Source organism: Chitinilyticum litopenaei DSM 21440 (assembly GCF_000428145.1).
In the GTDB taxonomy this organism is placed as follows: domain Bacteria; phylum Pseudomonadota; class Gammaproteobacteria; order Burkholderiales; family Chitinibacteraceae; genus Chitinilyticum; species Chitinilyticum litopenaei.
In genome coordinates this window covers 21,704-47,076 of record NZ_ATZJ01000027.1, presented here as the reverse complement: position 1 = coordinate 47,076, position 25,373 = coordinate 21,704, and the positions used below count along the sequence as shown (strand labels likewise).

Below are 25,373 nucleotides of genomic sequence, written 5' to 3'. Positions count from 1 at the left end.
TATCATGCAGAAAGGCCGGCAGCATCGTGGCGCCAGGCCCTTTCCGGACAATCAGAAATGACGCTCATCCTGTTACTGATCATGGCCGCACTCGGCGTGCTGTACGCCGAGCTTTATCACCGCGCGCGGCGGCTGATTTATCGCTACTACCCGGACGTGGAGCTGGAAAACGAGCGCGATCTGCGCACCCGGCATTTCAACGATCCGCGTCTGATGATCGGCCAGTTCAACAGCGACGCCAATACGGTGAACGATCTGGTGTTTTCCCGGGCCTGCCGCCATGCAATTCCGGCCGAGCAGCAGTGGGTGTTCAATGCGCTGTATCTGGTGGTGGCCGGCATGCTGATCGATCTGGCGGTGATGATCGCTTATGCCTTCATTTTCTGAGGCCGGCACGCCAACGGCGCTTGCACTTCTCCGGGGGCTGACCAAGACTTCCTGAACCAGTGCCACTGCCTGTGGCTCGGCCCATTCACCCGGCAAAGGGAATCCCAGCCATGCAGTTTGATGAAGTTCAGCCCCAGCATTTCACCTCGCTTTCCCGCACGCCCTGGCCGCATGTGCTGATTGATCATGCATTGTTGCAGCTGCCCGGGGAAATGAGCGATCACAACAAGTTCCGCACGGCCGCGCTGCAGGCGGCTGGCTGGAAGCACCACAATCTGGTGCCTTTCGGCAAATACCCGGACGAGGCCAGTGCCGCCTACAACCGTTTGCGGCTGGCGCTGGCAAACTGCGACAACCAGCAGGCCGTACTGGCGGCATTGCAGGGTTGATGGGGTATGGGCGTGCAGCCTTTCATGGCGATTGGCTGCAGTAATATACGGTGCCGTGTATTGCCGGCCAGCTGCGCTGCCGCCGACGCCGATCCTTGGCCGTGCCGGGCAATCAGTCGCCTTCGCCGGCCAGTCGCTGCACGGTGGCGAACAGTTGCTGCAGTTGCAGGGGGATGGCGTCGCGGCCCTTGATTTCGGCGGCCTCGGCAATTTCCAGCGCCATGCCGGGTTTGCTGTGATGGCGCAGCGCGCGGGCGATCACTTCTTCGTCGGCCAGCGGCGCCTGCCTGGCGAGCGCCGCCTCATGCCAGGGATTGCCGCTGGCCTTGGGGGCGGCGGCGTCGCGGAAGGCATCGGCAAAGCCGTTGTCCCACAGGAAATGCTCGATGTCGCGGCTGGGCAGCGCGGTAATGTGCAGCGCCGCGTCACGGCCGCGCAGCTGCGCCTGGCTGCGCTGCAGGTATTTCTGCCCGGCGTCGTCGCCGTCGCACAGTACATGCCAGCGGATGCCGAGGTGATCGGCGAACTTGATCAGCGGTGTCAGCCCGGTCTGGGCGAATTCGACGCAGCGGATGCCGTCCACGGCGAAATTGACGCCACAGATGCGCGCCAGCTCGGGCAGCAGCCAGAACTCGGTTTCGCCCTCGACCAGCAGCCACACGCGCGCAAACATGCTGCTGGCGCGGTTGCTGCGGATGTGAAAGGCCACCTTGCGCGCGTCGGCCAGCGACAAGGCCGTGGCGCCCAGCTGGTAGACCTCGATGTGCGTGGGCTGGCGCACCAGCCGGCGCAGCGCCTGCTGCGGAAAGCTGGCCAGCAGTTCGCCACTGTTGGTGGTGACCAGCTTTTGCAGTGGCAGCTGCTCGATCAGCCCCCACATCAGCGCAAGCTGGATCGGGTGCAGATGCGTTTCCGGGTCTTCCATGACCAGGATGGGCTCGGCCTCGTCGGGCAGCGGGTGCTCGCCGCGCGCGGCCAGCAGCCCGCCCAGCAGCATCAGCAGCGCGACGCGGCGCAGACCCGACCCCGAGCGCTGCGCCAGCTCGATCAGGCTGTCCTCGCTGCGAAAACGCAGTGGCGCGGCAGCGATGTCTTCCGCGGTGCGCTGGTCGGGCGCGCGCTCGCCCAGCAGCCGGTGGTGTTCGCCCAGCAGGCCCTGCATCGCAGCCAGGCCCTGGGCCAGCTCCTGCGGGTGCAGCTGGTGCGGCAGATTCAGGATGCGCTCGAAGACGGCGCGCACCGCGTCGTTGGCCGGCAGATCGGCCGCCTCGGTCGCCGCACGCGCATTCAGGCGCGGATGCTCCAGCCAGTCGGTGAGCATCATGTCCTTGAAGCGCAGTGCCGGGTGCAGGCGGATCAGCGCATCGATCAGGGCGTCGCCGTCGGCCGGGCGGATTTCGCTGCCATCCTCGCCGACAAAACTGCGGCGTGCCCGGCACTCGCCGTGGCCGAAGCGTTCGGCGGCAAAGCGCAGGCCCAGCAGCATGCGCCCCTCGGCATCACGCCAGCCCAGCACCGCCAGCCGGCGGTCAAACCAGTCCTCGCCGTCGCGCAGGCGGAACCACAGCGTGATGTGCAGGCGCTTGGCAATGCTGGCGCGGTTGTTGGCGACGCGGTGAAAGTCGTCCAGGCTGAACAGGCTGGCGTCGGGCAGCGGGCTGGCCAGGCAGCGCGACAGGGCGACGACCAGGCTGGTCTTGCCCCAGTTGTTCTCGCCGAACAGCGCCGTGGCGTCATCATCCAGCGTCAGGTCAATCTGGCTGATGCCGCGAAAGTTGGCGATCTGGATGCGGTGCAGCAACATGGGCCAGGCTCAGTTGATGTTTGATTACTTTTTACGCAAGCCCGCCAGTTTGCCGGGGCGCGAAAGCAAGCGCAAGCAAGTACCAGGACTTGCTGACCATGCTCCGGCAAGCGTGGCGATGCCGCAGTGTGCGATACCGCGCTGGCGCTGGCAATCGCCGGCGGGAACGGATTGCGGGCAGTCTGGCTTGTCTTGGCTGGGGAACTGGACCACAGTTCAGCCGTTGGAGGTTGTCCCCGGTCTTGCCGGCCGGCAGGTGGGCGGCCAGTCTGTGTTTCACGCTGCGAGGTAATCCGTCATGAAACTCTATTATTTTCCCGGCGCCAGCTCGCTGTCGCCGCACATCGCCCTGGCCGAATCGGGGCTCGATTACACGCTGGAGCGCATCGATGTTGCCAGCCACGTCACCGAAGCCGGGCGCGACTACTATCTGGTCAATCCGCTGGGCTATGTGCCGGCGCTGGAGCTGCCGGATGGCGAAATCCTCACCGAGGGCAGTGCCATCGTGCAGTACATCGCCGACCGCGTGCCGGAAAAACAGCTGGCGCCGCCCAATGGCACGCTGGCGCGCTATCGCCTGCAGGAGTGGCTGAATTTTCTCGCCACCGAAATCCACCAGTGCCTCACGCCGTTTTTCAGCCCGGCCGTGCCGGACCAGAGCAAGGCGTTGCTGCTCGCGCGGCTGGCGCCACGGCTGGGCCGGCTGGAGCAGGTGCTGGGCAGCCATGATTACCTGCTGCGCCAGTTCACCGTGGCCGATGGCTATCTGTTTGCGCTGCTGGGCTGGTGCGATTTCCTGAGCATCGACCTCTCCGGCTATCCGGCCCTGCTGGCGTTCCAGGCGCGCATCGCCGCACGGCCGGCCGTGCATCGTGCGCTGGGCGAGGAGGGCTTGCTCAAGTAGAGGGCAAGGCAGTTCCTGATTAGGTAGCCAGCTCAGCAACTCGTCGTGCCGGCGTCCCACGGGGATTGCCCAGGTCAGAGCCGGCATCCAGAGCACCGCTTGAACAGGCATTGCAGCTGGATTCCCGCTTTTGCGGGAATGACGAATTGAACTTTGCTGACGCAGCTGCCTGATCAGTGCTGCGTTTGATGGGTATGGGTCTGCGGGCCTTGAGGTGAAAAGGCTGCAAGCCAATACCCTTGCTGTTTATGGTGCGTCACTGAACTGCACGGCATGCATCTGTGCATACAGCCCCTGTCTGGCCAGCAGCTCGGCGTGGCGGCCTGTTTCCACGATCTTGCCCTGGCGCATGACCACGATGCGGTCGGCGTTTTCGATGGTGGACAAGCGGTGCGCGATCACCAGCGTCGTGCGGTCCTTCATCAGGTTTTCCAGCGCGGCCTGCACCTTGCGCTCCGATTCGGTATCGAGTGCCGAGGTCGCCTCGTCGAGAATCAGGATGGGCGCGTTCTTGTAGATGGCGCGGGCAATGGCCAGTCGCTGGCGCTGGCCGCCAGAGAGTCTGACGCCATTCTCGCCCAGTTCGGTAGCGAAGCCCTGCGCCATCTGCTCGATGAATTCGGTGGCAAAGGCCGCGTCGGCCGCCAGGCGGATGCGTTCCGCGTCCGGCTGCGGGTCGCCGTAGGCGATGTTGGCGCTGACGCTGTCGTTGAACAGCACGACATCCTGGCTGACCAGCGCAATCTGCTGGCGCAGATCCTTCAGCCGGTAATCGGCGAGCGGCACGCCATCGAGCAGGATGCGTCCTGCCACCGGCTCGTAGAAGCGTGGCATCAGGTTGGCCAGCGTGGTCTTGCCCGAGCCGGATGAACCCACAAGGGCGATGCTTTCACCGGCGGCGATGGCGAGGTCGATGCCGTCGAGCGCCCATTTTTGCGCATCACCCGCGTGCTCGGCGCCATAGTGAAAGCGCAGGCCCTCGACGCGGATTTCTCCGCGTGCCCGTTCGAGCGGGCGTGTGCCGCTGTCGCGTTCGGCCTCCTGGTCGAGCACGTGATACACCGATTCGGCGGCCGCCAGACCCTTGTGCAGCTGCTCGTTCATCTTGGTGATGCTCTTGATCGGCCCCTGCATCGCCATCATGGCGACAATGAAGGCGACAAAGCCGCCGGCCGTGAGGTGGCCGGCCTGCGCCTGCAGCGTGGCGAAGTAGATGACGATGGCCAGTGTGGTGCCGATCATCAGCATCATGAGGCTGGAGTTGAGGCTGGAGGTGGCAGTCTGCTTCACGTTGACCAGTCGCAGCTTGTTGTTCACCACGCCAAAGCGGCCCTTTTCATACTCCTGCCCGCCGAAAATCTTCACCACGCGCTGGCCGGAAAAGGCCTCGTCCAGCGTGCTGGTGATGATGCCGACCTGATTCTGCGATTCGCGCGCCAGCCGGCGCTGGCGCTTGCCCACCAGGCGTATGCTGAGCGCCACGGCGGGAATCAGGCCGATGCACAGCAGCGTGAGGCGCCAGTCCTGATAGAGCATGACGCCGAGGTAAAAGATGACGGAGAGAATGTCGCGCACAAAGACCGTCATCACCTGGATGCCGGCCTGCATGATCTGGTTGACGTCGTTGGTGATGCGCGAAATCAGCACCCCGGTCGAGCTCTGGTCAAAAAAGCGCACCGGCATGTTGATCATGCGGGCGAACATCTTGTCGCGCAGGTCGGCCACCACGCGGGTGCCCAGCCAGTTGCTGGTGTATTCATTGCCGAAATTGGTCAGCATGCGCAGGATGGCCAGCCCGAAAATCTGCGCGGGCACGACCCAGGCGGCGGTTTGCGCCAGCGAGTCGGCCTTCAGGTTCTGGTCGATCAATGGTTTGAGCAGCAGCGTCATGCCGGCGTCGACCGCCGCTGCGAGGCCCAGACAGACCATATTGAAGAGGATGACCGGCCAATAGGGTTTGATTTCTCCCAGGACGCGGAAATAGAGCTGCCTGCTGTTCATGGTGCCTCCGGATGAAGCCGGCGATTATACGGGAAGGGGCGGGCCGAAGAATGGCGCTGGGCGCGGGCAAGCTGTGGTTTGCCAGGTACGGCGGCAGCCATTCAGGTGCCTTGCAGCAGAATGAATTGCTGGATTGATGGGTATGCGCTTGCAGCCTTTTGCTCTGTTGGGCTGTGTGGTTATGGGCATTGCAGTATGCTGGGCTGCACCTCACACCTCACACCTCACACCTCACACCTCACACCTCACACCTCACACCTCACACCTCACACCTCACACCTCACACCTCACTCAGAAATCCCCATAGCGGGCCTGCAAAAGGCCGGCAACGACCGGGGCGACGGTTTCGGCGCGAAAGAGGCGCGGGCCGAGAATGACCGGGGTATAGCCGCAGGCGATCGCCATTTCATCCTCGGCGGCGCTAAACCCCCCTTCCGGGCCGACGAGCATGACCGCCGAAGTAGCCGTGGCCGGCAGATCGGCCCAGCGCATGGCGCCGGTCGGGCACAGCAGCAGGCGCAAATCGGCCGCACAGGGCTGCGCCAGCCATTGCTCCAGTGACACGATGGCGCGGATTTCCGGCACCGTCGTTCTGCCGCACTGCTCGGCAGCGGCGGCGGCGACGCCTTCCCAGTGAGCGAGGCGTTTTTCGGCGCGCTCGCCGGCAAAGCGCTGCTGGCAATACTGGCTGGTGATGGGCTGAATGACGTTCACGCCCAGCTCGGTGGCCTTCTGCACCGTGTAGTCCATGCGATCGGCGGCGGTGACGACCTGCACCAGCGTGAGCTGCAGCGGTGATTCGCGCGTGGTTTCGTCAAAACCGGTGACCCGCACCGCCACGCTGCGCTTGCCCATTGCGGTGATCACCGCCGTATGCTCGCCACCAGCGCCGTTGAACAGGATGATGGACTCGCCGGGCTGCATGCGCAGTACCTGCACATGGCGCGCTTGCGCCTCGGGCAGTTCGAACTCGGCACCGGGGTTCAGTGCCTGGGGAAGATGGAAACGGGGCATGCTTGCAAAACCTATTTATGAACCACAGAGACACAGAGGACACAGAGAAAACGAAACTTCAAGACGACGATGGGCTAGGTATGGCGCTGTAGCGCTTATTTATAAAAGGCTACAGGCTAATACGGTCGGAATGTCCAGTGTTCGCACAGCCTGTTGCCTGCTCTGTGTTCTCTGTGACTCTGTGGTGAGATGCTTTTCAGATATCCAGCGGCGGCAGTTCGTGGAAGCTTGAGGGCACGTCTTCGCGGCGCGTGAAGGTGACGAACTCGTAGGAATCCGGGTCGGCGAGCAGGGCGCGCAGCAGCTTGTTGTTCAGCGCATGGCCGGACTTGAAGCCGGAAAAGCTGGCGATCAGCGGGTGGCCAAGGATGTAGAGGTCGCCGATGGCGTCCAGAATCTTGTGCCGCACAAACTCGTCCTCAAAGCGCAGGCCGCCTTCGTTGATGACGCGGTATTCATCGATCACCACGACGTTGTCCATATTGCCGCCGCGCGCCAGGCCATTGGCGCGCAGGTATTCGACCTCGTGAATGAAGCCGAAGGTGCGCGCGCGCGCGATGGCGTCGATGTAATTGGTGTCAGCAAAATCGAAGGCCACGGTCTGGCTGGATTTCTTGAAGGCCGGGTGCTGGAAATCGATGGTCAGCTGCACCTTGTAGCCCTCGTGCGGTTCGAGCTTCACCCATTTGTCGCCGTCGTGCACTTCCAGCGGCTTTTTCACGCGCACAAAACGCTTGGCCGCGGCCTGGTCGACAATGCCGGCGCTTTGCAGCAGGTAGATGAAGGGCGCCGCCGAGCCGTCCATGATGGGCATTTCCTGCGCGTCGACCTCGACCAGCACATTGTCCAGGCCCAGCCCGGCAAAGGCCGACATCAGGTGCTCGATGGTGCCGACGCGTACCTGATCAACGACCAGCGTCGACGACATGCGGGTGTCGTTCACCTGGTCCGGATGCACGCGAAAGGGCTGGCTGTCGGGCAGATCCACGCGGTGGAAGCGGATGCCTGAATCGACGGGAGCGGGCTTGAGTGTCAGCGTGGTCTTGACGCCGGAATGCAGGCCGACGCCGGTGGCGCGAATGGGCGACTTCAGGGTGCGTTGCTGGAACATGGCGGCTTCGTTCTTGACGTGTCTGCGCATTCTAGCAGCACGGCCGGCCCGGCTGGATTGATTGCGCCAATCAGGCCGATTGTTCGCCGGTTGTGCCAGCACAGCCGCAATCATTTCCGCGCCTGTGGCGCGATGTTTTAGATGCCGGGGGTGCCCGGCGGCACGTCAAGGGGCTCTACTGCACCCCCAAAAGTCTGCGACTTTGCGGGGACCCCGCGTTTGCCAAGCCCCCGACACCCCCAAGGCGCGCGCGGTGACAGCCGCTCCGCTCCGCTGCTCGGGGTCCCTTGCGATGTGCCACGCAGGAAATCCCCTTGGGGGACTCGTTTTTCCGGGGGGCGCGAGACAACGCGGGCTTCGCCCTCAGACACGTCCCGCACCTGATCATCCCCCTGCGGGGAAACCTGCGCTTCTCAGCGGCTTTCAGGGCAGAACGTACTAACCAGCGCCGTTGCTTCTCGGACTTCCTGAGGACAAATAATCAGAAACCATTTTGAGCCACTGTGGCCCGAGAGGAAGCAAAACACTGAAACAAGCCGCTGGCCTGCCTTCGGTTTTCTCTGTGCCTTTGTGCCTGATTTGGGTTTTACCGTGAAATCTTGCGGATCAGGAAACGCAAAAGCCCGCCAGCCCGGGTCAGGGTGCTGGCGGGTTTTGCTGTCTTGGCGGGTGCTGCGGTACTGCGTGCTGCTGCTTAGTCGGCCTGGCGGCGCAGGAAGGCCGGGATGTCCATGTCGACATTGCTGCCAACGCTGACCGGCGTGCGACCGCCCGTGCCGCCATCGCTGCCGCGACGGTTGTTGCGCCAGATGGCCGGCGTGTCGAAGTCTTCCGGGTTGATGACCGGAGCATTGTCGGTGCCGGTCTTCAGCGCCGGGGTGCTGACCACGGACAGTTGCGGCTTGGCGCTGGCCTTGCCGCCCAGACCGGTGGCGATCAGCGTGACGCGGATATCGTCGCCCAGTTCTTCGTCGTAAATCACGCCGCACTTGATTTCGGCGTCTTCGGCGATCTGTTCCTGGATGAAGCGCAACACATTGGTGTATTCGGAGCGCTTCAGCGAAGCACGTGCGCCGGAGATGTTGACCAGCACGCCGCGCGCGCCCTTGATGCTGATATTGTCCAGCAGCGGGCTGCGGATGGCTTCCTCGGCGGCAGCCAGCGCACGGCCTTCGCCGGCGGCGCGGGCCGAGCCCATCATCGCCATGCCGACTTCGCGCATCACGGTCTGCACGTCGGCAAAGTCAACGTTCACGAGGCCCGGGTAATGGATGATCTCGACGATGGAGGCGACGGCGTCGCGCAGCACATTGTCGGCGGCGCGGAAGGCCTCGTCGAAGGTGACGTCATCGCCCAGCACTTCTTCCAGCTTGGCGTTGGAGACCACGATCATCGAATCGACATAGCGCGACAGCTCGTCGATACCGGCCTGTGCCACCTTTTCGCGCACGCCTTCGACCATGCCCGGACGGGTCACGACAGCGACGGTCATGATGCCTTTTTCGCGGGCGATCTGTGCAATCACCGGGGCTGCGCCCGTGCCGGTGCCGCCGCCCATGCCGGCGGTGATGAAGAGCAGGTCGGCGCCTTCGATCAGGCGGGCCAGCTCTTCGCGATCTTCTTCTGCTGCCTGGCGACCGATGTCCGGCTTGCAGCCGGCGCCATGGCCGCGCGTGAGCGCCTGGCCAAGCTGCAGCACGTCATTGGCCTGCGACAGGCGCAGTACCTGTGCGTCGGTATTGGCCGCAATGAACTGCACACCACGCAGATTGTGTTCGATCATGTTGTTGATCGCATTGCAACCGGCGCCACCCACGCCGATTACCTTGATGTTCACGTGATGAACTGGTTCTTGTACTTCGATGGTCAATGCCATTTTGTTTCTCCTCTGACCCGATTTTACCGCCAAGCTGAATTAATCAGAAATCTGATTGCCTAAAAATTGTCTTTAAACCACGATTTCATGCGGCCCAGCAGGTCGCCAATGCCGGCTTCCTTGCCACGCCCCATCGGGTTTTTCATCATCTGTTCGCGCGCCAGCAGCAATAAGCCCACTGCAGTCGAATAACGCGGGTTTTTCACCACTTCCGCCAGGCCGCCCACGTATTTGGGCAGACCCAGCCGCACCGGCATGTGGAAAATCTCCTCGCCGAGCTCTACCATGCCGGGCATCAGCGCCGCGCCGCCGGTGATGACGATGCCGCTGGAGAGGCGCTCGGCAAAACCCGAGCGGCGCAGTTCCTGCAACACCATGCTGTAAAGCTCCTCCACACGCGGCTCGACCACTTCGGCCAGCGTGTGGCGGCTCATCTGGCGCGCCCCGCGCTCGCCCACCCCCGGTACTTCGATCATGGCCGAGGGATCGGTCATGTGGCGCAGCGCCGTGCCGTGCTGCATCTTGATGCTCTCGGCCTCGCCGGTCGGCGTGCGCAGCGCCATGGCGATGTCGTTGGTGACCTGATCGCCGGCGATGGGAATCACCGCCGTGTGGCGGATCGCGCCATTGATGAATACGGCCATGTCGGTGGTGCCACCGCCGATGTCGACCAGGCACACGCCCAGGTCCTTCTCGTCCTCGGTGAGCACCGCGTGCGCACTGGCCAGCGGCTGCAGCACGACCTCGGCGATTTCCAGTCCGCAGCGGCGGATGCACTTGGTAATGTTCTGCACCGACGACACCGCGCCGGACACGATGTGCACACGGACTTCCAGGCGCACGCCGGACATGCCCAGCGGCTCCTTCACGTCTTCCTGGCCGTCGATCATGTATTCCTGCGGCAGGATGTGCAGCACCTGGTGATCGGTGGGGATGTTCACCGCGCTGGCGGTTTCGATGACGCGGTCGATGTCGGCCTGGGTGACCTCGCGATCCTTGATCGCCACCATGCCGTGCGAATTGATGCCCTTGATGTGGCTGCCGGCGATGCCGGTGAACACCTCGCGGATCTTGCAGTCGGCCATCAGCTCGGCTTCACCCAGCGCCGACTGGATGGCAGCCACCGTCTTCTCGATGTCGACCACGACCCCGCGCTTGAGCCCCCTGGACGCAGCCGAGCCCAGACCGACCACGTTCAGCGCCCCCTCATCGGTGATTTCCGCGACCACGGCCACGACCTTTGAGGTGCCGATATCGAGTCCGACGATGAGATTTTTTGCGTCTCTTGTCACTGAAAACCTCTTCACTTAAACCAGTACTTTAAATTTACCGGCTAATTAATTGCTTTATATCGAATAAATCCGAATTAAACCATTCAAACCGATGCGCGTGGGACGACCGGCTTCACCGGCGGCCTGGCCGCCGGCGCCGAAGCCGGACCGCTGGCCGGCCGGAAATCCGGCAGGCGCACGGCAAAACCGTTCGGATAACGCAAATCCACGTATTCAAACGGCTGCTGCAGGCGGGCCAGCGAATGCGGGTAGGCTGCGACAAAGCGCTGCACCCGTTCGCGGGCGTTGTCACGACCGACTTCCACGATCAGCTGCTTGTCGAGCTGAATGCGCCAGGCGCGCCGTTCGGACAGCCACAGGTGCGTGGCTTTTTTGCCCAAGGGCTGCAAGGCGGCATTCAGCGCCAGATACCCGTCCACCACTTCCTTCTCCGTGCCTTCCGGGCCTTCGAGCACCGGCAGGACATCATTGCTTGCTGCATCGAAGCGCTCGCCGTACTGGTTCAGCAGACCCACCGTGCCCCAGCGTGCAATCGCGCGATGCTCTTCGATGTTCACTTCCAGCCGGTCCGGCCAGCGGCGGCGTACTTCGACCTTTCTGACCCAGGGCAGCTTTTCAAAGGCTTGCCGGGTCTTGTCCAGATTCAGCGTGAAGAACGTGCCCTTCAGTTCGTTCTTCACGACGTATTGCAATTGCTGCCGGGTGATGTGTTCGAGGTTGCCGTCGACCTTGATGCTTTTCACCGGAAACAGCGGCGAGTGCACGGCCAGGAACAGCAGCGAATAGAACAGCAGCAGCACGGCCAGCGCGGTGAGCAAGTTGGCCAGCCAGAGCAGCAGTTGCGGCTTATCCCACATTGGAAAACCTCGCCATGCCTACTGCGCGACACCCGTCCGGCGTCGTGCGCTGCTCGCGATCCTCACGTACCGCATGTACGTTCCGGTCGCTGCGCTGCTGGCTCCTTGTCCGGGTGCCGCTCGCGACGGCCTGACAAGGTTTTCCGCTCGAATACACGTTTCCTTTCCTTCCTTTTACAAAGTGGTGTCCAGCACCTGCAGCACCAGATCCTCGTAGCTCAGCCCCGCTTCGCGGGCGGCCATGGGAAAGAGGCTGTGGCTGGTCATGCCCGGTGCGGTATTCGCTTCGAGCAGGTAGAGCGTGCCATCGGTGTCGGCGAGAAAATCGATGCGCGCCCAGCCCGAGGCTCCCAGTACCTTGTAGGCTTTTTCCGAGAGCTGGCGCGCCAGCGTCTCGTCGGCATCGGACAGGCCGGCCGGGCAGCGGTATTCGGTATCGTCGCGGATGTACTTGGCCTCAAAGTCGTAGAACTCGGTCGCCGGAATGATGCGTACCGTCGACAGCGCCTTGCCGTCGAGCACCGCACAGGTGAATTCGCCGCCGGCGATGTTGCGCTCGGCCAGCACGATGGCGTCGTGCTTCGACGCTTCTTCCCAGGCGGCCTGGCATTGATCGAGCGTCTTGAGTTTCACCACGCCGACGCTCGAACCTTCATGCGCCGGCTTTACAAACAGCGGCAGACCCAGCTCGTCGGCGGCGCGCACCAGTTCGTCGGCGCTCTCGACGATGCGGTATTCGGGCACCGGCAGGCCGGCGGCTTCCCACAGCAGCTTGGTGCGCCACTTGTCCATGGCGATGGCCGAGGCCATCACGCCGCAGCCGGTGTAGGGAACGCCGAGGAATTCCAGCGCGCCCTGGATGGTGCCGTCCTCGCCGCCGCGACCGTGCAGGATCAGGAAGGCGCGGTCGAAGCCTTCCGTTTGCAAGGCGGCCAGCGGTTTTTCGGCCGGATCGAAAGCATGCGCATCGACACCGCGGCTTTGCAGCGCGGCCAGCACGCCGCCGCCACTCATCAGCGACACTTCGCGTTCGTTGGAGCTGCCGCCCATGATCACGGCGACCTTGCCGTAGTGTTTCGTTGTCATTGTTCGTTTTTCGCCAGCAGTTTTGCGGGAACACCGCCGATCGAGCCGGCGCCCATGGTCATGATCACGTCGCCGTCCTGTGCGATGGCCAGAATCGCGTCGGGCAGGTCGGTAATCTGTTCGACAAAAATCGGTTCTACACGGCCCGTGACGCGCACGGCACGGGCCAGTGCGCGGCCATCGGCGGCGACGATGGGCGCTTCGCCGGCGGCGTACACCTCGGCCAGCACCAGGGTATCGACCGTGGAGAGAACCTTTACAAAGTCTTCAAAGCAATCCCGGGTACGGGTATAGCGGTGCGGCTGGAAGGCCAGCACCAGCCGGCGTCCCGGGAACGCCCCGCGTGCGGCGGCCAGTGTCGCAGCCATTTCCACCGGGTGATGGCCGTAGTCGTCGACGACGGTCATCGTCCCGCCCTGCGGCAGCGCCACGTCGCCATAGCGCTGGAAGCGGCGACCGACGCCGGCAAATTCCGCCAGTGCCTTCTGGATGGCGGCTTCGTCGGCGCCGACTTCCAGTGCCACGCCGATCGCGGCCAGCGTGTTCAGCACGTTGTGATGGCCCGGGGTATTCAGTACGACCGGAATGCGGCGGGTTTCACCGTTTTCCCACACGGCATCGAAATGCATCTGGTGACCGACGGCGCGGATGTTCTCGGCGCGCAGCATGGCGTCGGAGCTTGTGCCATAGGTCGTCACCGGGCTCGTCACGCGCGGCAGGATGGCACGCACATGCGGGTCGTCGATGCACAGCACGGCTCGCCCGTAGAAGGGCAGATGGTGCAGGAAATCGACGAAGGCCTGCTTCAGTTTCTCGAAGTCATGCCCGTAAGTATCCATGTGATCCTGATCGATATTCGTGACGACCGAAATCACCGGACTCAGCAACAGGAAGGACGCATCGCTTTCGTCGGCTTCGGCGACCAGGAAGTCGCCGCTGCCCAGCCGGGCATTGCTGCCGGCCGCGTGCAGCTTGCCGCCGATCACGAAGGTCGGATCGAGCCCGGCGGCTTCCAGAATTGACGCGGTCAGGCTGGTGGTGGTGGTCTTGCCATGTGTGCCGGCAATCGCGATGCCCTGCTTCAGGCGCATCAGCTCGGCCAGCATCATCGCGCGCGGCACGACCGGAATCTTTTTCTCGCGCGCAGCGACGACTTCCGGGTTGTCATCCTTCACCGCGCTGGAAATCACCACCACGTCGGCGCCCTGCATGTATTCGGTCGCATGGCCCTGATACACGGTCGCACCGGCGGCCTCCAGGCGCCGGGTCGTGGCATTGCTGCCGAGGTCCGAGCCGCTGACGCGATAGCCGAGGTTGAGCAGCACCTCGGCGATGCCGCTCATGCCAACGCCGCCGATACCGACAAAATGGATGTGATGGACTTTGTGTTTCATTACGTTCAAGACCTTTTTAACCACAGAGGCACAGAGAACACAGAGGAAAAATCTCTGTGGCTTTCTCTGTGAACTCTGTGTCTCTGTGGTTCATATTCTTACGATGCCAATTCTTCGATGACGGCGACCACACTGGCGGTCGCATCGGGTTTGGCCAGCTGCCGCGCGGCTTGCGCCAGCGCCAGACACTGGTCGCGATTCATGTCCTGCAAGAGCGCCGCCAGCTGTGCTGCGCTGAATTCTGTCTGGGGTATCAGTCTGCCGGCCTTGTTGTCGCTGAGGTAGCGGGCATTACCCGTCTGGTGATCATCCACGGCATGCGGGAAAGGCACCAGCACGCTGGCCGCGCCCACGCAGGCCAGCTCCGAAACCGTCAGCGCGCCGGCGCGGCACACTACCAGATCGGCTTCGGCATAGGCAGTGCCCATATCACTGATGAAGGCGACGCATTCGGCGGCAACACCGGCAGCGGCGTAGTTCGCGCGCAGTGCATCGATGTGCTTTTCGCCAGCCTGATGAATGACCTGTGGGCGCTCATCCGCCTGCAGCAGCGCCAGCGCCTTGGGCACTTCTTCATTGAACACCTGCGCGCCGAGCGAGCCGCCGACGACCAGCAGCTTCAGCGGGCCGCTGCGTCCGGCAAAGCGTTGCTCCGGTGCTGGCATCGCGCTGAGTTCCGCGCGCACCGGGTTGCCGATGCAGCCATCGCGCCCCGGAAAGGCGGAAGGGAAGGCAAACAGCAAGCGATTGGCTATGCGGGCCAGCACCTTGTTGGTCAGCCCGGCCACCGAGTTCTGCTCATGAATGACCAGCGGCAGCCACAGCAGTCGCATCGCCAGCCCGCCGGGAAAGCCGGTAAAGCCGCCAAAGCCGATGGCGACATCGGGGCGGTGGCGGAAAATCACGCGCAGCGCGCCAAACAGCGCCTTCAGTTGCACCCAGGGCTGGGCCAGTTTGGTCAGCAGACCCTTGCCGCGCACACCGGTAATCGCCAGGGTTTCCAGCGCGATCCCGTATTGCGGAACGACGCGCGTTTCCATGGCGCCTGCCGCGCCCAGCCAGATGATCTTCCAGCCACGGGCTTCCATGGCTTGTGCCACGGCGAGCGCCGGGAAAATGTGGCCGCCGGTGCCGCCGGCCATCACGAGCAGCGTGCGTTTGCTCATAGTGCATACCCCCGGATCATCTGGCGGTTTTCATAATCGATGCGCAGCAGCACGCCCAGCGCCAGCAGGTTGGCGACGATGCCGGAGCCGCCGAACGACAGCAGCGGCAGGGTCAGCCCCTTGGTGGGCAGCAGGCCCATGTTCACGCCGATATTGATGACCGACTGCACGCCGATCCAGATGCCGATGCCCTGTGCTGCCAGCGCCTGCCAGTGACGTTCGAGCTTCGCGGCCTGCAGGCCGATGCGAAAGGCGCGGAACACCAGGAAGGTCAGCAGCAGGATCACGACGGCGACGCCGATAAAGCCGAATTCTTCGGCAATGATGGCCATGATGAAGTCGGTATGCGCCTCGGGCAGGTAGGACAGTTTCTCCACGCTGGCGCCCAGGCCGACGCCCGTCCATTCGCCGCGTCCGAAAGCGATCAGCGAGTGCGACAGCTGATAGCCCTTGCCAAACGGGTCATCCCAGGGATTCATGAAACCCAGAACCCGGTCGCGCCGGTATTCGGATGACATGATCAGCGCGGCGAAGGCGCCGCCCAGCATCAGCACCAGGGCGGCGAACAGCTGCCAGTTGAAGCCGCCGATGAACAGCAGGCCCATGGCGATGGCGGTAATCACCACAAAGGCGCCCATGTCGGGCTCCAGCAGCAGCAGCGCGCCGACGATGGCCATGACCAGACCCATGGGCAGCAGCACCTTGGTGATGCTGTCGATGAAGCGCCCACTCATGCTGTGCGCCTTGCGCATGGCGTAGTCGGCGGCATAGAGCACGACAAAGAACTTCATCAGCTCGGAAGGCTGCAGATTCACCACCCCCAGCGACAGCCAGCGCCGCGAGCCGTTCACTTCCCGGCCGATGCCGGGAATCAGCACCAGGATCAGCAGGAAGACTCCCAGCAGGAAAAGCATGGGGGCGTAATCCTGCCAGTGCTTGCTGGCGATGCTGAAGCCCACCAGCCCGGCTAGGCCACCCACGACCAGAAACACGGCATGCCGACCGAGGAAATAGCCGGAGCGAAAGCCTGTGTCCTTGTCGACTTCCGCCATGGCGATCGAGGAGGAATACACCATCACCAGGCCGATTGCCAGCAGCAGGACGACGCACCACAGCAGCGCCTGGTCATAGGCGCTCATCGTGGGCTTCAGCCGCTTCATGGCCTGGTAGAAGATGTGCCGCATGCTCAGGCTCCCAGCGCCTGCACGGCGGCGATGAAGACTTCGGCGCGGTGGTGATAGTTGCGGAACATGTCGAGGCTCGCGCAGGCCGGCGAAAGCAGTACCACATCACCCGGCTCGGCCAGGTTGGCGGCCACGTTCACGGCCATTTCCAGCGTCGGCACCTGCAGCACCGGCAGGAAGGCTTCGCCTTCGTCGTTTTCCGCCACCAGTGCCGATTGCGCATCGGAGAGCACCTCGGCGATTTGCGGGCCGTCACGGCCGATCAGCACCACGGCGCGGCAGATGCGCTCGCAGGCGGGCTTGAGTGGCGTGAAATCCTGGCCCTTGCCGTCGCCGCCGGCGATCAGCACGACCGGCTGGGTCATGCCCTTCAGCGCGGCTTCGGTCGCGCCCACATTGGTGCCCTTCGAATCGTCGTAGTAACGCACGCCATTTACTTCGGCCACGAATTCCACACGATGCGGCAGACCCTTGAAGGCTTTCAGCGCGGCGACCAGCGGGCCGGTGGCGATGCCGATGGCGCGGCACAGCGCGATGGCGGATAGCGCATTGACCGCATTGTGCAGGCCGGCGAGCGGCAGTTCGGCCGCCTTCATCATTTCGTAATCACCGGCACGCAAACTGAAGTCATCGCCCTGTGCAACAAGGCCGTACTCACTGCCGTTTCGAGGGGTATCTGCCCCGAACCAAACAATGTCGCGACCTGCAGCTGCCATACCCCTGCACCAGCCATCTTCGCGATTGAGCACCATCACACCCAGCCCGGCAAAGATGCGCGCCTTGGCGGCGGCATACTCACGCATGCCGGCGTAGCGATCGAGGTGATCCTCGCTGACATTGAGCACGGTGGCGGCATCGGCTTTCAGCGAGGCCGTGGTTTCCAGCTGGAAGCTGGACAATTCGAGCACCCACACATCCGGCAGCTTGCCCTGCGCTTCGTAATCGCTCAGTGCCTGCAGCACCGGCAGGCCGATATTGCCGGCGACGACGGTATCCAGTCCGGCCGCCCTGCACATTTCGCCAACCATGGTGGTGACGGTGGATTTGCCGTTCGAACCGGTGATGGCGATGACCTTGGTCGGCTTGCCTTCGATGGCCTGCGCCAGCAACTCGACATCGCCCACCACCGGAATGCCGCGCGCCGCAGCGGCCGCGACGGCGGGAGTGGCCAGCGGCACGCCGGGGCTGGTTACCAGCAGGTCGGCGTCGGCAAAGGTGTGGTCGTCAAAGGCGCCAAGACGGACTTCGATGTCGGGCAGTGCTGCTTGGAGCGCTGCCAGGCTGGGCGGGGCGCTGCGGCTGTCGGCAGCCGTCACGCGCGCGCCGTGTCTGGCCAGCCAGAGCGCGGTGGGCAGGCCGGTTTCACCCAGGCCGACGACGATGCAGTGTTTACCGTTGAGCTTCATCGTTCACCTCAGCGCAGTTTCAGCGTGGCGAGACCCGCCAGCACCAGCAGCATGGTGATGATCCAGAAGCGCACGACGACTTGCGTCTCCTTCCAGCCCTTGAGTTCATAGTGGTGATGCAGCGGCGCCATTCTGAAGACCCGCTTGCCGGTCATCTTGAAGCTGGCGACCTGGATCATCACCGAGAGCGCCTCGACGACAAACACGCCGCCCATGATCAGCAGCACGATTTCCTGGCGCACGATCACGGCGACGATACCCAGGCCCGCACCCAGCGCCAGCGCGCCGACGTCGCCCATGAAGACCTCGGCCGGATAGGCGTTGAACCACAGGAAGCCCAGCCCCGCGCCAGCCATTGCCGCGCAGAATACCGCCAGCTCGCCGGCTCCGGGTACGTGCGGTACGCCAAGGTATTTCGAGAACACCGCGTTGCCGGCGACATAGGCGAAGATCACGAAGGCGCCGGACACCAGCACCGTCGGCAGGATGGCCAGGCCATCGAGCCCGTCGGTGAGATTGACCGCATTCGAGGTGCCGACGATCACGAAGTAGGTCAGTACGCAGAAACCCACCGCGCCAAAGGGATAGAGGATTTCCTTGTACAGCGGAATGATGAAGCCGGTTTGGGCCGGATCCTTCACATACACGGTCAGGAAAATGCCGGCGCCGATGGCGATCAGCGATTGCCAGAACATCTTGGCGCGGGCCGAGAGCCCCTTCGGGTCTTTCAGCGCCACTTTCTTGTAGTCATCGACAAAGCCGATCACGCCGGTGGCCAGTGTGACGATCAGCACCAGCCAGATGTACTGATTCTTCAGGTCACCCCACAGCAGCGTGGTGATGCCGATGGACAGCAGGATCAGCGTGCCACCCATTGTCGGCGTGCCGGCCTTGACCAGATGCGTTTGCGGGCCGTCGTTGCGCACCGCCTGGCCGACCTTGAGTTCGGTCAGCTTGCGGATCACATAGGGGCCGAGCAGCCAGGACATGGCCAGTGCGGTCATGGTCGCCAGCACCGCACGCAACGTGAGGTAATTGAAAACATTGAAGGCGCGAACCGATTCGCCGAGCCATTGGGTCAACCACAACAGCATTACTTCTCTCCCTTTGGTGTGTCAGCGACCAGCGTGCCGTGGACCAGTGCATCCGCGACGCGTTCCATTTTCATGAACCGTGAACCCTTGACCAGCACGGTCGAATGCGGCGCGCAGCGAGCGTCGAGCGCGGCCAGCAGTTCGGCCAGTGTGGCGAAATGCGTGCTGCCAAAGGCGCGCGCAGTCTCGGCCATGTGTTCACCCAGCGTGAACAGCGCCGCGATGTGCTTGTCGCGGGCGTAAGCGCCGATTTCGGCATGCCGCTGCGGCGCGTCACTGCCGACCTCGCCCATGTCGCCCAGCACCAGGATGGTGTCGCCGGGAATGCCGGCCAGCACGTCGATGGCGGCCTTCATCGAATCGGGATTGGCGTTGTAGCTGTCGTCGAGCACGGTCGCGCCATTGGCGGCAAGCTTGCGCTGCAAGCGGCCCTTCACGCCCTGCCACGCTGTCAGCCCTTGCGCGATGGTGGCCAGCGGCACGCCCAGCGCATGGGCGCAGGCGGCGGCGGCCAGCGCATTGCGTACATTGTGCTGGCCGGGCACCGCCAGCGTGACGCTGGCGGTGGCGCCGCCGATCACCAGCTCGAAGCGGCTGGTCAGCGCATCGCTGGCCAGCGCGCGCGCACCGATGTCGGCCTCTGCGCCAAGGCCAAAACTCAGCTGGCGCCAGGGGCCGGCCAGTTCGCGCCACAGCGGGGCGAATTCGTCGTCGGCGTTGATGATGGCGACGCCGTCCGCTTTGAGGCCGGCGAAGATCTCGCCCTTGGCGCGCGCCACGCCGGCGACCGAGCCGAGTGCTTCCAGATGTGCCGCGCCGGCATTGTTGACCAGTGCCACATCGGGCCGGGCAATGCGGGTGAGGTAGTCGATCTCGCCGAAGTGGTTCATGCCCATCTCGGCGACGACGTAACGGTGTTCGGCGCGCATGCCCAGTACGGTCAGCGGCAGGCCGATGTGATTGTTCAGATTGCCCTGTGTGGCGTGCACCGCCGCAGCGTCGCCGGCAGCGGCCGCAAAAATGCTGGCGCACATTTCCTTGACGCTGGTCTTGCCATTGCTGCCGGTGATGGCGATTAGTGGGGTATCGTCATGCAGCCCACGCCAGTAATGAGCAAGTTGCCCTAACCCTTGCAGGGTATCCTTGACGACCAGTTGCGGTGCGCAATCCGGCACGGCATGGTCGACCAGGGCGGCGGCCGCACCGCCGGCCAGCGCCGCCGGCACGAAATCGTGGGCGTCAAAGCGCTCGCCCTTCAGCGCGACGAACAGATCACCCGGCTGCAGGGCGCGGCTGTCGGTGGTGACGCGCGCAAAGGCCTGCGCGTCGTCGCCGAGCAGTTCTGCAGAAAGGGCGGTTGCGGTTTCCCGCAGCGACAGCATCATTACTTCTTCTTCCTGGCCAGGGCGCGCGTGGCGACCTCGACATCGTCGAAGTGGTGGCGCACGCCCATGATTTCCTGATAAGTCTCGTGTCCCTTGCCGGCGATCAGCACCACATCATTGGCGTGCGCCATGTCGATGGTGTCGTTGATGGCGTGGGCGCGGTCGGAGGCGATCGAATAATTGGCGTGCCCGGTACCCGGCACGCCGGCCACGCCGGCGACGATGTCCTGGATGATGCGTTGCGGCGCTTCGCTGCGCGGGTTGTCGCTGGTAATCACCACCGAATCGGCCATGCGGCAGGCAATCTCGCCCATGATGGGGCGTTTGCCGCGATCACGGTCGCCGCCGCAGCCGAACACGCAGAACAGCCGGCTTTGCGACGGCATGGCGTCACGCAGCGTGGCCAGCGCCTTTTCCAGCGCATCCGGCGTGTGTGCGTAGTCGACCACGACCAGCGGCTTGCCCGCGCCGCCAAGGCGCTGCATGCGTCCGGCGGCCGGCTGGATCTGGCCCAGCACCCGGCTGGCATCCGACAGCGTCACGCCACTGGCAAGCAGCACGCCCAGGCAGGCCAGCAGATTGCTGGCGTTGAAGCGGCCCAGCAGTGGCGATTCGATGCGCGTTTCGCCCTGCGGCGTGTGGATGTCCAGCCTGAGCCCGTCCAGCGTGGCGGCATAGCGGGTGATGCGCAGGTCGCCAGCGGTAAAGCCATAGCCATGGACCAGTGCGGCCTGGCACTGCTCCAGCAGCTGGCGGCCAAAGGCATCGTCGGCATTGATCACGGCAGCACGCAGACCTTCCCAGGCGAACAGCTGCGCCTTGGCCGCGCCGTAGGCGTCCATGGTCTCGTGATAGTCGAGGTGGTCGCGCGTCAGATTGGTGAATACCGCGATGTCGATGGCCGTACCATGCGCACGCGCCTGCACCAGTCCGTGCGAGGAGACTTCCATGGCGATATGGCTGGCGCCGGCTTGGTGCAGGCGGGCCAGCCAGCCCTGCAGGCTGACCGGGTCGAGCGTCGTGTGCGTCGATTCTTCCAGTGCGCCCGGGAAACCGTTGCCGAGCGTGCCGAGCACCCCGCATTGCTTGCCCAGCAGCGCGAAGGCCTGTGCCAGCCAGTTGGCGATCGACGTCTTGCCATTGGTGCCGGTGATGCCGACCACTGTCATGTGCTGCGAGGGATTGCCCAGCAGATGGCTGGCCACGATGCCGGCCTGGGCGCGCAATTGCGCGATGGCCAGGTTCGGAACGGTCCAGGCCGGATCCCAGCGGAAATCCTCGGCTTCCCAGAGGATGGCGGCGGCGCCATTGCCAATCGCGTCGGCGATGTACTGGCGGCCGTCGGCGTATTCGCCCTGGAAGGCCAGAAACACATCGCCCGGCTGGACCTTGCGGCTGTCGACGGCCAGCGGCCTGCCTGCGGCGATGGCATCGATGGCGGCGAGGTCAAGCGCGGGCAGGGCCCAGCTGGCTGGCTTCATGTTTCCTCCAGGATTTCCGCCGCTCCCGGCGGCGGCAGCAGGATGTTCTCGGTGGGCGAATCGGGCGGCACGCCCAGAATGCGCAGGGTGCCTGCCACGACATTGCTGAAGACGGGGGCAGCCACCAGGCCGCCATAGCGCATGTCGAAGCGCGGCTCGTCGATCATCACCGCCACGACAATGCGCGGGCTGGAAATGGGCGCGATGCCGACAAAGGAGCCGACGCGGGCGGTGTCGGAATACACGCCGTTGACGAGCTTCTTGGCCGTGCCGGTCTTGCCGCCGACACGGTAGCCGACGACTTGCGCGCGCGTGGCGGTGCCGCCGGGCAAGGTCACCATTTCCAGCATCTTGCGCACGGCCTGCGCGGTTTCCGGCTTGATGACCGGGCGGCCCGGCAGCGGCGCCACCAGTTTGGTAAAGGTCAGCGGGCGGATTTCACCGTCGGTGGCAAAGACCTGATAAGCGCGCGCCATCTGCATCACGCTGGCGGAGGCGCCGTAGCCATAGGCCATCGTGGCCTGTTCGATCGGGCGCCAGTCCTTCCAGGGCCGCACGCGGCCGGCCGCTTCGCCAGGAAAGCCGGTATTCACCTTCTCGCCAAAGCCCATGCTTTTCAGGAAATTGAACATGGCTTCGCGGTCCATCATCAGCGCCAGCTTGGCGGCACCGACGTTGGACGACTTCTGCATGATCTGCTCGACCGTCATCGCGCCGCCGGGGTGATCGTCGCGGATGGTGGCCGGGCCAATGGTCATGCGTCCGCCATCGGTGCTGATGACCGTGGTCGGCTTGACCTTGCCAGCATCCAGCGCCATCGCGGCGGTGATCGCCTTCATCGTCGAGCCGGGCTCGTAGAGGTCGGTAATCGCGCGGTTGCGACGGTGCGCGGGGTCGATGCCATTGCGGCTGTTCGGGTTGTAGGAGGGGGCATTGGCCATCGCCAGCACCTCGCCGGTGCGTGCATCCAGCACCACGATGGCGCCACCCTTGGCATCGCTCTGCTCGACCATGGCCTTCAGTTCGCGAAACGCCAGGTACTGGATGCGCACATCGATCGACAGCTGCAGCGTCTGTCCGTCAAGTGGCGGCACGATGGTGGAGACATCCTCGACGATGTAGCCGCGCCGGTCGCGGATTACCGTGCGGCTGCCGGCTTTGCCGGCCAGCGTCTTGTCGCGCGTGAGTTCGAAGCCTTCCTGGCCGCGGCCGTCGATGTCGGTAAAGCCGATGACATGCGCCAGCTGGTCGCCGGCCGGGTAGAAGCGGCGATATTCGGTTTGCGAATAAATGCCGGGAATATTGAGCGCCATGACCTTGCGGGCTTCTTCGGGCGAGAGCTGGCGCTTGAGCCAGACGAAATCGGCGGGCTTGAGCACCTCGCCCTTGCTGTTGCGGCGCTCGTCGAACATCTTGCGGCGGATTTCCGCCTCCGGCACGCCCAGCAGCTTCGCCAGCAGCTGGATTTCCTCGCCGCTGACCGGCACCTTGTCGGTGTCGTTTTTCTGCCGCCAGTCCTTGGGGCGCTGCTGGCCCTTGGGGAGGGCGTAAACCGAACGGGGGCTGGCCCAGATTGATTGCACCGTAGTCGATTGCGCGAGCAGCTCGCCATTGCGGTCGACAATCATGCCGCGCAGCGCTTCAAGGCGAAGGCTGCGGGTATAGCGCTGTTCCCCTTGCTCCTGAAGGAATTCTTCATTGAACCCTTGCAGGTATATGCCGCGCCCCAGCAATACGGCAAAGAGTGCCAGCAGGCTGCCCAGCACGAACCAGGTGCGCCAGTGTTCAAGGCGTGGTTGCGGGTTTTGCGGGCGGCGGCCGGCGTGGCGGCTGGCGGTGTGGGCAAAGGCCATCAGTACAGATCCTGCTGGATGACCGGTTGCGGCACGCTGGCACCGCTGGAAAAGATGGCCTGGGTGCGGTTGCTGGGGGCGACCATCATGCCCAGACGCTGGCTGGCTTCACGCTCGATGCGCGAGTGGATGGCCCAGGCGCTCTGCTCGAGTTGCAGCTGGCCCCATTCGAGTTCCAGCGCACGCGCGGCGGCCTCCTGCTTTTGCAGCTCGCCATAGAGCTTGCGCGTGCGGTGCGAGCTGGTGACGACGCTGAGGGCGCACAGCACCAGCAAGGCCAGCAAAAACAGATTGAGCCGGATCACAGCGCACCCGTGGTGCGCTCGCCAATGCGCAGGATGGCGCTGCGGGCGCGCGGATTGGCGGCGACTTCGGCCTCGCTGGCGCGCACGGGCTTGCCGACGATCTTCAGCGGCGCGGGCGGAATGTCGCTGGCGCGGATCGGCAGGCCGGCCGGCAGCTTGTCGGCGCTGGCCTTGTCCTGCATGAAGCGCTTGACGATGCGGTCTTCCAGCGAGTGGAAGGCGATCACCGACAGGCGACCGCCGGGCTTGAGTGCCGCCAGTGCCTGCGGGAGGACTAGCGCGAGCTCCTCAAGCTCCCGATTGATGAAAATCCGAACAGCTTGGAAGGTGCGCGTCGCCGGGTCCTGGCCCGGCTCGCGGGTGCGGACACATTGCGCCACGAGTGCGGCAAGCTCGCGTGTTGTTGCAAGGGGCTGTTCGAGCCGACGCGCAACAATCTTTGCTGCAATCGATTTAGCAAACCGTTCTTCGCCATAGTCCTTGATAACCTCTGCAATGTCCTTTTCAGGAGCGGTGTTGAGCCATTCCGCAGCGGTCATGCCGCGGGTGGTGTCCATGCGCATGTCCAGCGGCGCATCAAAACGGAAACTGAAGCCGCGGCTGCCGTCATCCAGCTGCGGCGATGAGACACCCAGATCCATCAGCACGCCATCGACAGCGGCGATGTCGAGCCCTCGCAGCGCATCGGCCAGCGTGGCAAAGCCGTTGTGCACGATGGTGAAGCGCGGGTCGGTGATCGTGGCGGCTTCGGCAATCGCGGCCGGGTCCTTGTCGAAGGCAATCAGCCGCCCCTGCGGGCCCAGTTGCCCGAGGATCAGGCGCGAATGGCCGCCGCGACCAAAGGTGCAATCAACGTAAATGCCGGCCGGATCAATGGCCAGCCCGGCCACGGCCTCGTCAAGGAGGACCGTCTTGTGAACAAAACTCACAGCACGATCCCCTGCATCAGTGTGCTCAGTGCGTCGCCATCCAGCGCCAGCACGTCGTCATTGAGCGCATTCCAGCGCTCTTCATCCCAGATTTCAAAGCGGTTGCCGACGCCGACAAAGGCGACGGCCTTCGTCAGCCCGGAGAGCTTGCGCACATTGGCGGACAGCAGCATGCGGCCCGAGCCGTCGAGCTCGATTTCTTCGGCATTGCCGATCAGCGTGCGCTTGAGGATCTGGCCCTGGGTGCCGGGGGTGGCATTGATCTGGCTGCAGACCTTTTGCCATTCGGCATCGGTATAGAGCGCCAGCGAGCCGGTAGGGTTGCTGCCGGTGAGGTTGAGCGTGAGCCAGAGGCGGTTTTGACCGAGCGCGGCCAGCAGGTCGCGCTGCTTGGCTGGAATCGCCATGCGCCCCTTGCTGTCGATCGTCAAAGTTGCAACACCACTGAACATGCC

General features: G+C 64.0%; 22 protein-coding genes. 3 read left to right on the top strand and 19 right to left on the bottom strand.

The features are described from left to right. The first annotated feature begins 57 nt into the window (after positions 1-57). Positions 58-387 carry a hypothetical protein gene (locus tag C515_RS0111500; protein ID WP_028455659.1) on the top strand — a complete coding sequence of 110 codons (330 nt, stop codon included), beginning with the start codon at positions 58-60 and terminating at the stop codon, positions 385-387. A 110-nt stretch (positions 388-497) separates the two neighbouring features. Then, the gene (locus C515_RS0111495) at positions 498-776 is read left to right on the top strand and encodes a hypothetical protein (RefSeq protein ID WP_028455658.1); all 279 of its coding nucleotides are present in this window, start codon (positions 498-500) and stop codon (positions 774-776) included. Positions 777-888: 112 nt separating this feature from the next. Here the strand turns inward: C515_RS0111495 and C515_RS0111490 are convergent, their stop codons facing one another. After that, a complete protein-coding gene (locus C515_RS0111490) occupies positions 889-2,580 on the bottom strand; it encodes a DUF2813 domain-containing protein (RefSeq protein ID WP_028455657.1) in 1,692 nt (563 codons plus the stop codon). 298 nt (positions 2,581-2,878) lie between these two features. On the opposite strand from C515_RS0111490, the gene gstA reads away from it, so the two are divergent. Then, the gene (gstA, locus tag C515_RS0111485) at positions 2,879-3,484 is read left to right on the top strand and encodes a glutathione transferase GstA (protein ID WP_028455656.1); all 606 of its coding nucleotides are present in this window, start codon (positions 2,879-2,881) and stop codon (positions 3,482-3,484) included. 246 nt (positions 3,485-3,730) lie between these two features. Here gstA and msbA read toward each other — a convergent pair whose 3' ends face one another. From msbA to C515_RS0111390, 18 genes are all read right to left on the bottom strand, one after another. Then, positions 3,731-5,485, bottom strand: a complete 1,755-nt coding sequence (msbA, locus tag C515_RS0111480; protein WP_028455655.1) for a lipid A export permease/ATP-binding protein MsbA — start codon at positions 5,483-5,485, stop codon at positions 3,731-3,733. A gap of 291 nt (positions 5,486-5,776) precedes the next feature. Then, positions 5,777-6,499, bottom strand: a complete 723-nt coding sequence (locus C515_RS0111470) for a 16S rRNA (uracil(1498)-N(3))-methyltransferase (protein WP_028455654.1) — start codon at positions 6,497-6,499, stop codon at positions 5,777-5,779. 196 nt (positions 6,500-6,695) lie between these two features. After that, positions 6,696-7,610 (bottom strand): UDP-3-O-acyl-N-acetylglucosamine deacetylase, encoded by a 915-nt coding sequence (gene lpxC / locus C515_RS0111465; RefSeq protein ID WP_028455653.1) that lies wholly within the window; start codon positions 7,608-7,610, stop codon positions 6,696-6,698. A gap of 694 nt (positions 7,611-8,304) precedes the next feature. Continuing rightward, complete coding sequence (gene ftsZ, locus C515_RS0111460; RefSeq protein ID WP_051304870.1) at positions 8,305-9,486, bottom strand: cell division protein FtsZ; 1,182 nt, start codon at positions 9,484-9,486, stop codon at positions 8,305-8,307. A 59-nt stretch (positions 9,487-9,545) separates the two neighbouring features. Beyond that, positions 9,546-10,778 carry a cell division protein FtsA gene (gene ftsA, locus C515_RS0111455; RefSeq protein WP_028455651.1) on the bottom strand — a complete coding sequence of 411 codons (1,233 nt, stop codon included), beginning with the start codon at positions 10,776-10,778 and terminating at the stop codon, positions 9,546-9,548. Between the two features lie 83 nt (positions 10,779-10,861). Next, positions 10,862-11,635, bottom strand: a complete 774-nt coding sequence (locus C515_RS0111450) for a cell division protein FtsQ/DivIB (RefSeq protein ID WP_028455650.1) — start codon at positions 11,633-11,635, stop codon at positions 10,862-10,864. Positions 11,636-11,809: 174 nt separating this feature from the next. Continuing rightward, the gene (locus C515_RS0111445) at positions 11,810-12,721 is read right to left on the bottom strand and encodes a D-alanine--D-alanine ligase (protein WP_028455649.1); all 912 of its coding nucleotides are present in this window, start codon (positions 12,719-12,721) and stop codon (positions 11,810-11,812) included. Beyond that, the gene (gene murC / locus C515_RS0111440; protein WP_028455648.1) at positions 12,718-14,115 is read right to left on the bottom strand and encodes a UDP-N-acetylmuramate--L-alanine ligase; all 1,398 of its coding nucleotides are present in this window, start codon (positions 14,113-14,115) and stop codon (positions 12,718-12,720) included. Before murC ends, C515_RS0111445 begins: the two co-directional genes overlap by 4 nt. A gap of 98 nt (positions 14,116-14,213) precedes the next feature. Further along, positions 14,214-15,281 carry an undecaprenyldiphospho-muramoylpentapeptide beta-N-acetylglucosaminyltransferase gene (murG, locus tag C515_RS0111435; protein WP_028455647.1) on the bottom strand — a complete coding sequence of 356 codons (1,068 nt, stop codon included), beginning with the start codon at positions 15,279-15,281 and terminating at the stop codon, positions 14,214-14,216. Continuing rightward, on the bottom strand, positions 15,278-16,465 hold the full coding sequence (gene ftsW / locus C515_RS0111430; RefSeq protein ID WP_081686911.1) for a putative lipid II flippase FtsW: 1,188 nt from the start codon (positions 16,463-16,465) through the stop codon (positions 15,278-15,280). Before ftsW ends, murG begins: the two co-directional genes overlap by 4 nt. A 2-nt stretch (positions 16,466-16,467) precedes the next feature. Next, on the bottom strand, positions 16,468-17,871 hold the full coding sequence (gene murD / locus C515_RS0111425; RefSeq protein WP_028455645.1) for a UDP-N-acetylmuramoyl-L-alanine--D-glutamate ligase: 1,404 nt from the start codon (positions 17,869-17,871) through the stop codon (positions 16,468-16,470). A gap of 8 nt (positions 17,872-17,879) precedes the next feature. Then, the gene (gene mraY / locus C515_RS0111420) at positions 17,880-18,965 is read right to left on the bottom strand and encodes a phospho-N-acetylmuramoyl-pentapeptide-transferase (RefSeq protein WP_028455644.1); all 1,086 of its coding nucleotides are present in this window, start codon (positions 18,963-18,965) and stop codon (positions 17,880-17,882) included. Beyond that, entirely contained in the window at positions 18,965-20,350 is a 1,386-nt protein-coding gene (locus C515_RS0111415) for a UDP-N-acetylmuramoyl-tripeptide--D-alanyl-D-alanine ligase (protein ID WP_211234047.1), read from the bottom strand. The genes mraY and C515_RS0111415 overlap by 1 nt, the downstream gene beginning before the upstream one ends. Further along, on the bottom strand, positions 20,350-21,831 hold the full coding sequence (locus C515_RS0111410; RefSeq protein ID WP_028455642.1) for a UDP-N-acetylmuramoyl-L-alanyl-D-glutamate--2,6-diaminopimelate ligase: 1,482 nt from the start codon (positions 21,829-21,831) through the stop codon (positions 20,350-20,352). Before C515_RS0111410 ends, C515_RS0111415 begins: the two co-directional genes overlap by 1 nt. After that, the gene (locus C515_RS20705) at positions 21,828-23,684 is read right to left on the bottom strand and encodes a peptidoglycan D,D-transpeptidase FtsI family protein (RefSeq protein ID WP_051304869.1); all 1,857 of its coding nucleotides are present in this window, start codon (positions 23,682-23,684) and stop codon (positions 21,828-21,830) included. The genes C515_RS0111410 and C515_RS20705 overlap by 4 nt, the downstream gene beginning before the upstream one ends. Beyond that, complete coding sequence (gene ftsL / locus C515_RS0111400) at positions 23,684-23,989, bottom strand: cell division protein FtsL (RefSeq protein ID WP_028455641.1); 306 nt, start codon at positions 23,987-23,989, stop codon at positions 23,684-23,686. Before ftsL ends, C515_RS20705 begins: the two co-directional genes overlap by 1 nt. Further along, positions 23,986-24,918, bottom strand: a complete 933-nt coding sequence (gene rsmH / locus C515_RS0111395; RefSeq protein ID WP_028455640.1) for a 16S rRNA (cytosine(1402)-N(4))-methyltransferase RsmH — start codon at positions 24,916-24,918, stop codon at positions 23,986-23,988. The genes ftsL and rsmH overlap by 4 nt, the downstream gene beginning before the upstream one ends. Then, positions 24,915-25,370 carry a division/cell wall cluster transcriptional repressor MraZ gene (locus C515_RS0111390; RefSeq protein ID WP_028455639.1) on the bottom strand — a complete coding sequence of 152 codons (456 nt, stop codon included), beginning with the start codon at positions 25,368-25,370 and terminating at the stop codon, positions 24,915-24,917. The genes rsmH and C515_RS0111390 overlap by 4 nt, the downstream gene beginning before the upstream one ends. Positions 25,371-25,373 lie beyond the last annotated feature (3 nt).

Bases quoted from the DNA above. Each gene is read 5' to 3' on its own strand.
- C515_RS0111500 (WP_028455659.1), top strand. From the start codon at position 58: ATGACGCTCATCCTGTTACTGATCATGGCCGCACTCGGCGTGCTGTAC.
- C515_RS0111495 (WP_028455658.1), top strand. From the start codon at position 498: ATGCAGTTTGATGAAGTTCAGCCCCAGCATTTCACCTCGCTTTCCCGC.
- C515_RS0111490 (WP_028455657.1), bottom strand. From the start codon at position 2,580: ATGTTGCTGCACCGCATCCAGATCGCCAACTTTCGCGGCATCAGCCAG.
- gstA (WP_028455656.1), top strand. From the start codon at position 2,879: ATGAAACTCTATTATTTTCCCGGCGCCAGCTCGCTGTCGCCGCACATC.
- msbA (WP_028455655.1), bottom strand. From the start codon at position 5,485: ATGAACAGCAGGCAGCTCTATTTCCGCGTCCTGGGAGAAATCAAACCC.
- C515_RS0111470 (WP_028455654.1), bottom strand. From the start codon at position 6,499: ATGCCCCGTTTCCATCTTCCCCAGGCACTGAACCCCGGTGCCGAGTTC.
- lpxC (WP_028455653.1), bottom strand. From the start codon at position 7,610: ATGTTCCAGCAACGCACCCTGAAGTCGCCCATTCGCGCCACCGGCGTC.
- ftsZ (WP_051304870.1), bottom strand. From the start codon at position 9,486: ATGGCATTGACCATCGAAGTACAAGAACCAGTTCATCACGTGAACATC.
- C515_RS0111450 (WP_028455650.1), bottom strand. From the start codon at position 11,635: ATGTGGGATAAGCCGCAACTGCTGCTCTGGCTGGCCAACTTGCTCACC.
- C515_RS0111445 (WP_028455649.1), bottom strand. From the start codon at position 12,721: ATGACAACGAAACACTACGGCAAGGTCGCCGTGATCATGGGCGGCAGC.
- murC (WP_028455648.1), bottom strand. From the start codon at position 14,115: ATGAAACACAAAGTCCATCACATCCATTTTGTCGGTATCGGCGGCGTT.
- murG (WP_028455647.1), bottom strand. From the start codon at position 15,281: ATGAGCAAACGCACGCTGCTCGTGATGGCCGGCGGCACCGGCGGCCAC.
- ftsW (WP_081686911.1), bottom strand. From the start codon at position 16,465: ATGCGGCACATCTTCTACCAGGCCATGAAGCGGCTGAAGCCCACGATG.
- murD (WP_028455645.1), bottom strand. From the start codon at position 17,871: ATGAAGCTCAACGGTAAACACTGCATCGTCGTCGGCCTGGGTGAAACC.
- mraY (WP_028455644.1), bottom strand. From the start codon at position 18,965: ATGCTGTTGTGGTTGACCCAATGGCTCGGCGAATCGGTTCGCGCCTTC.
- C515_RS0111415 (WP_211234047.1), bottom strand. From the start codon at position 20,350: ATGATGCTGTCGCTGCGGGAAACCGCAACCGCCCTTTCTGCAGAACTG.
- C515_RS0111410 (WP_028455642.1), bottom strand. From the start codon at position 21,831: ATGAAGCCAGCCAGCTGGGCCCTGCCCGCGCTTGACCTCGCCGCCATC.
- C515_RS20705 (WP_051304869.1), bottom strand. From the start codon at position 23,684: ATGGCCTTTGCCCACACCGCCAGCCGCCACGCCGGCCGCCGCCCGCAA.
- C515_RS0111390 (WP_028455639.1), bottom strand. From the start codon at position 25,370: ATGTTCAGTGGTGTTGCAACTTTGACGATCGACAGCAAGGGGCGCATG.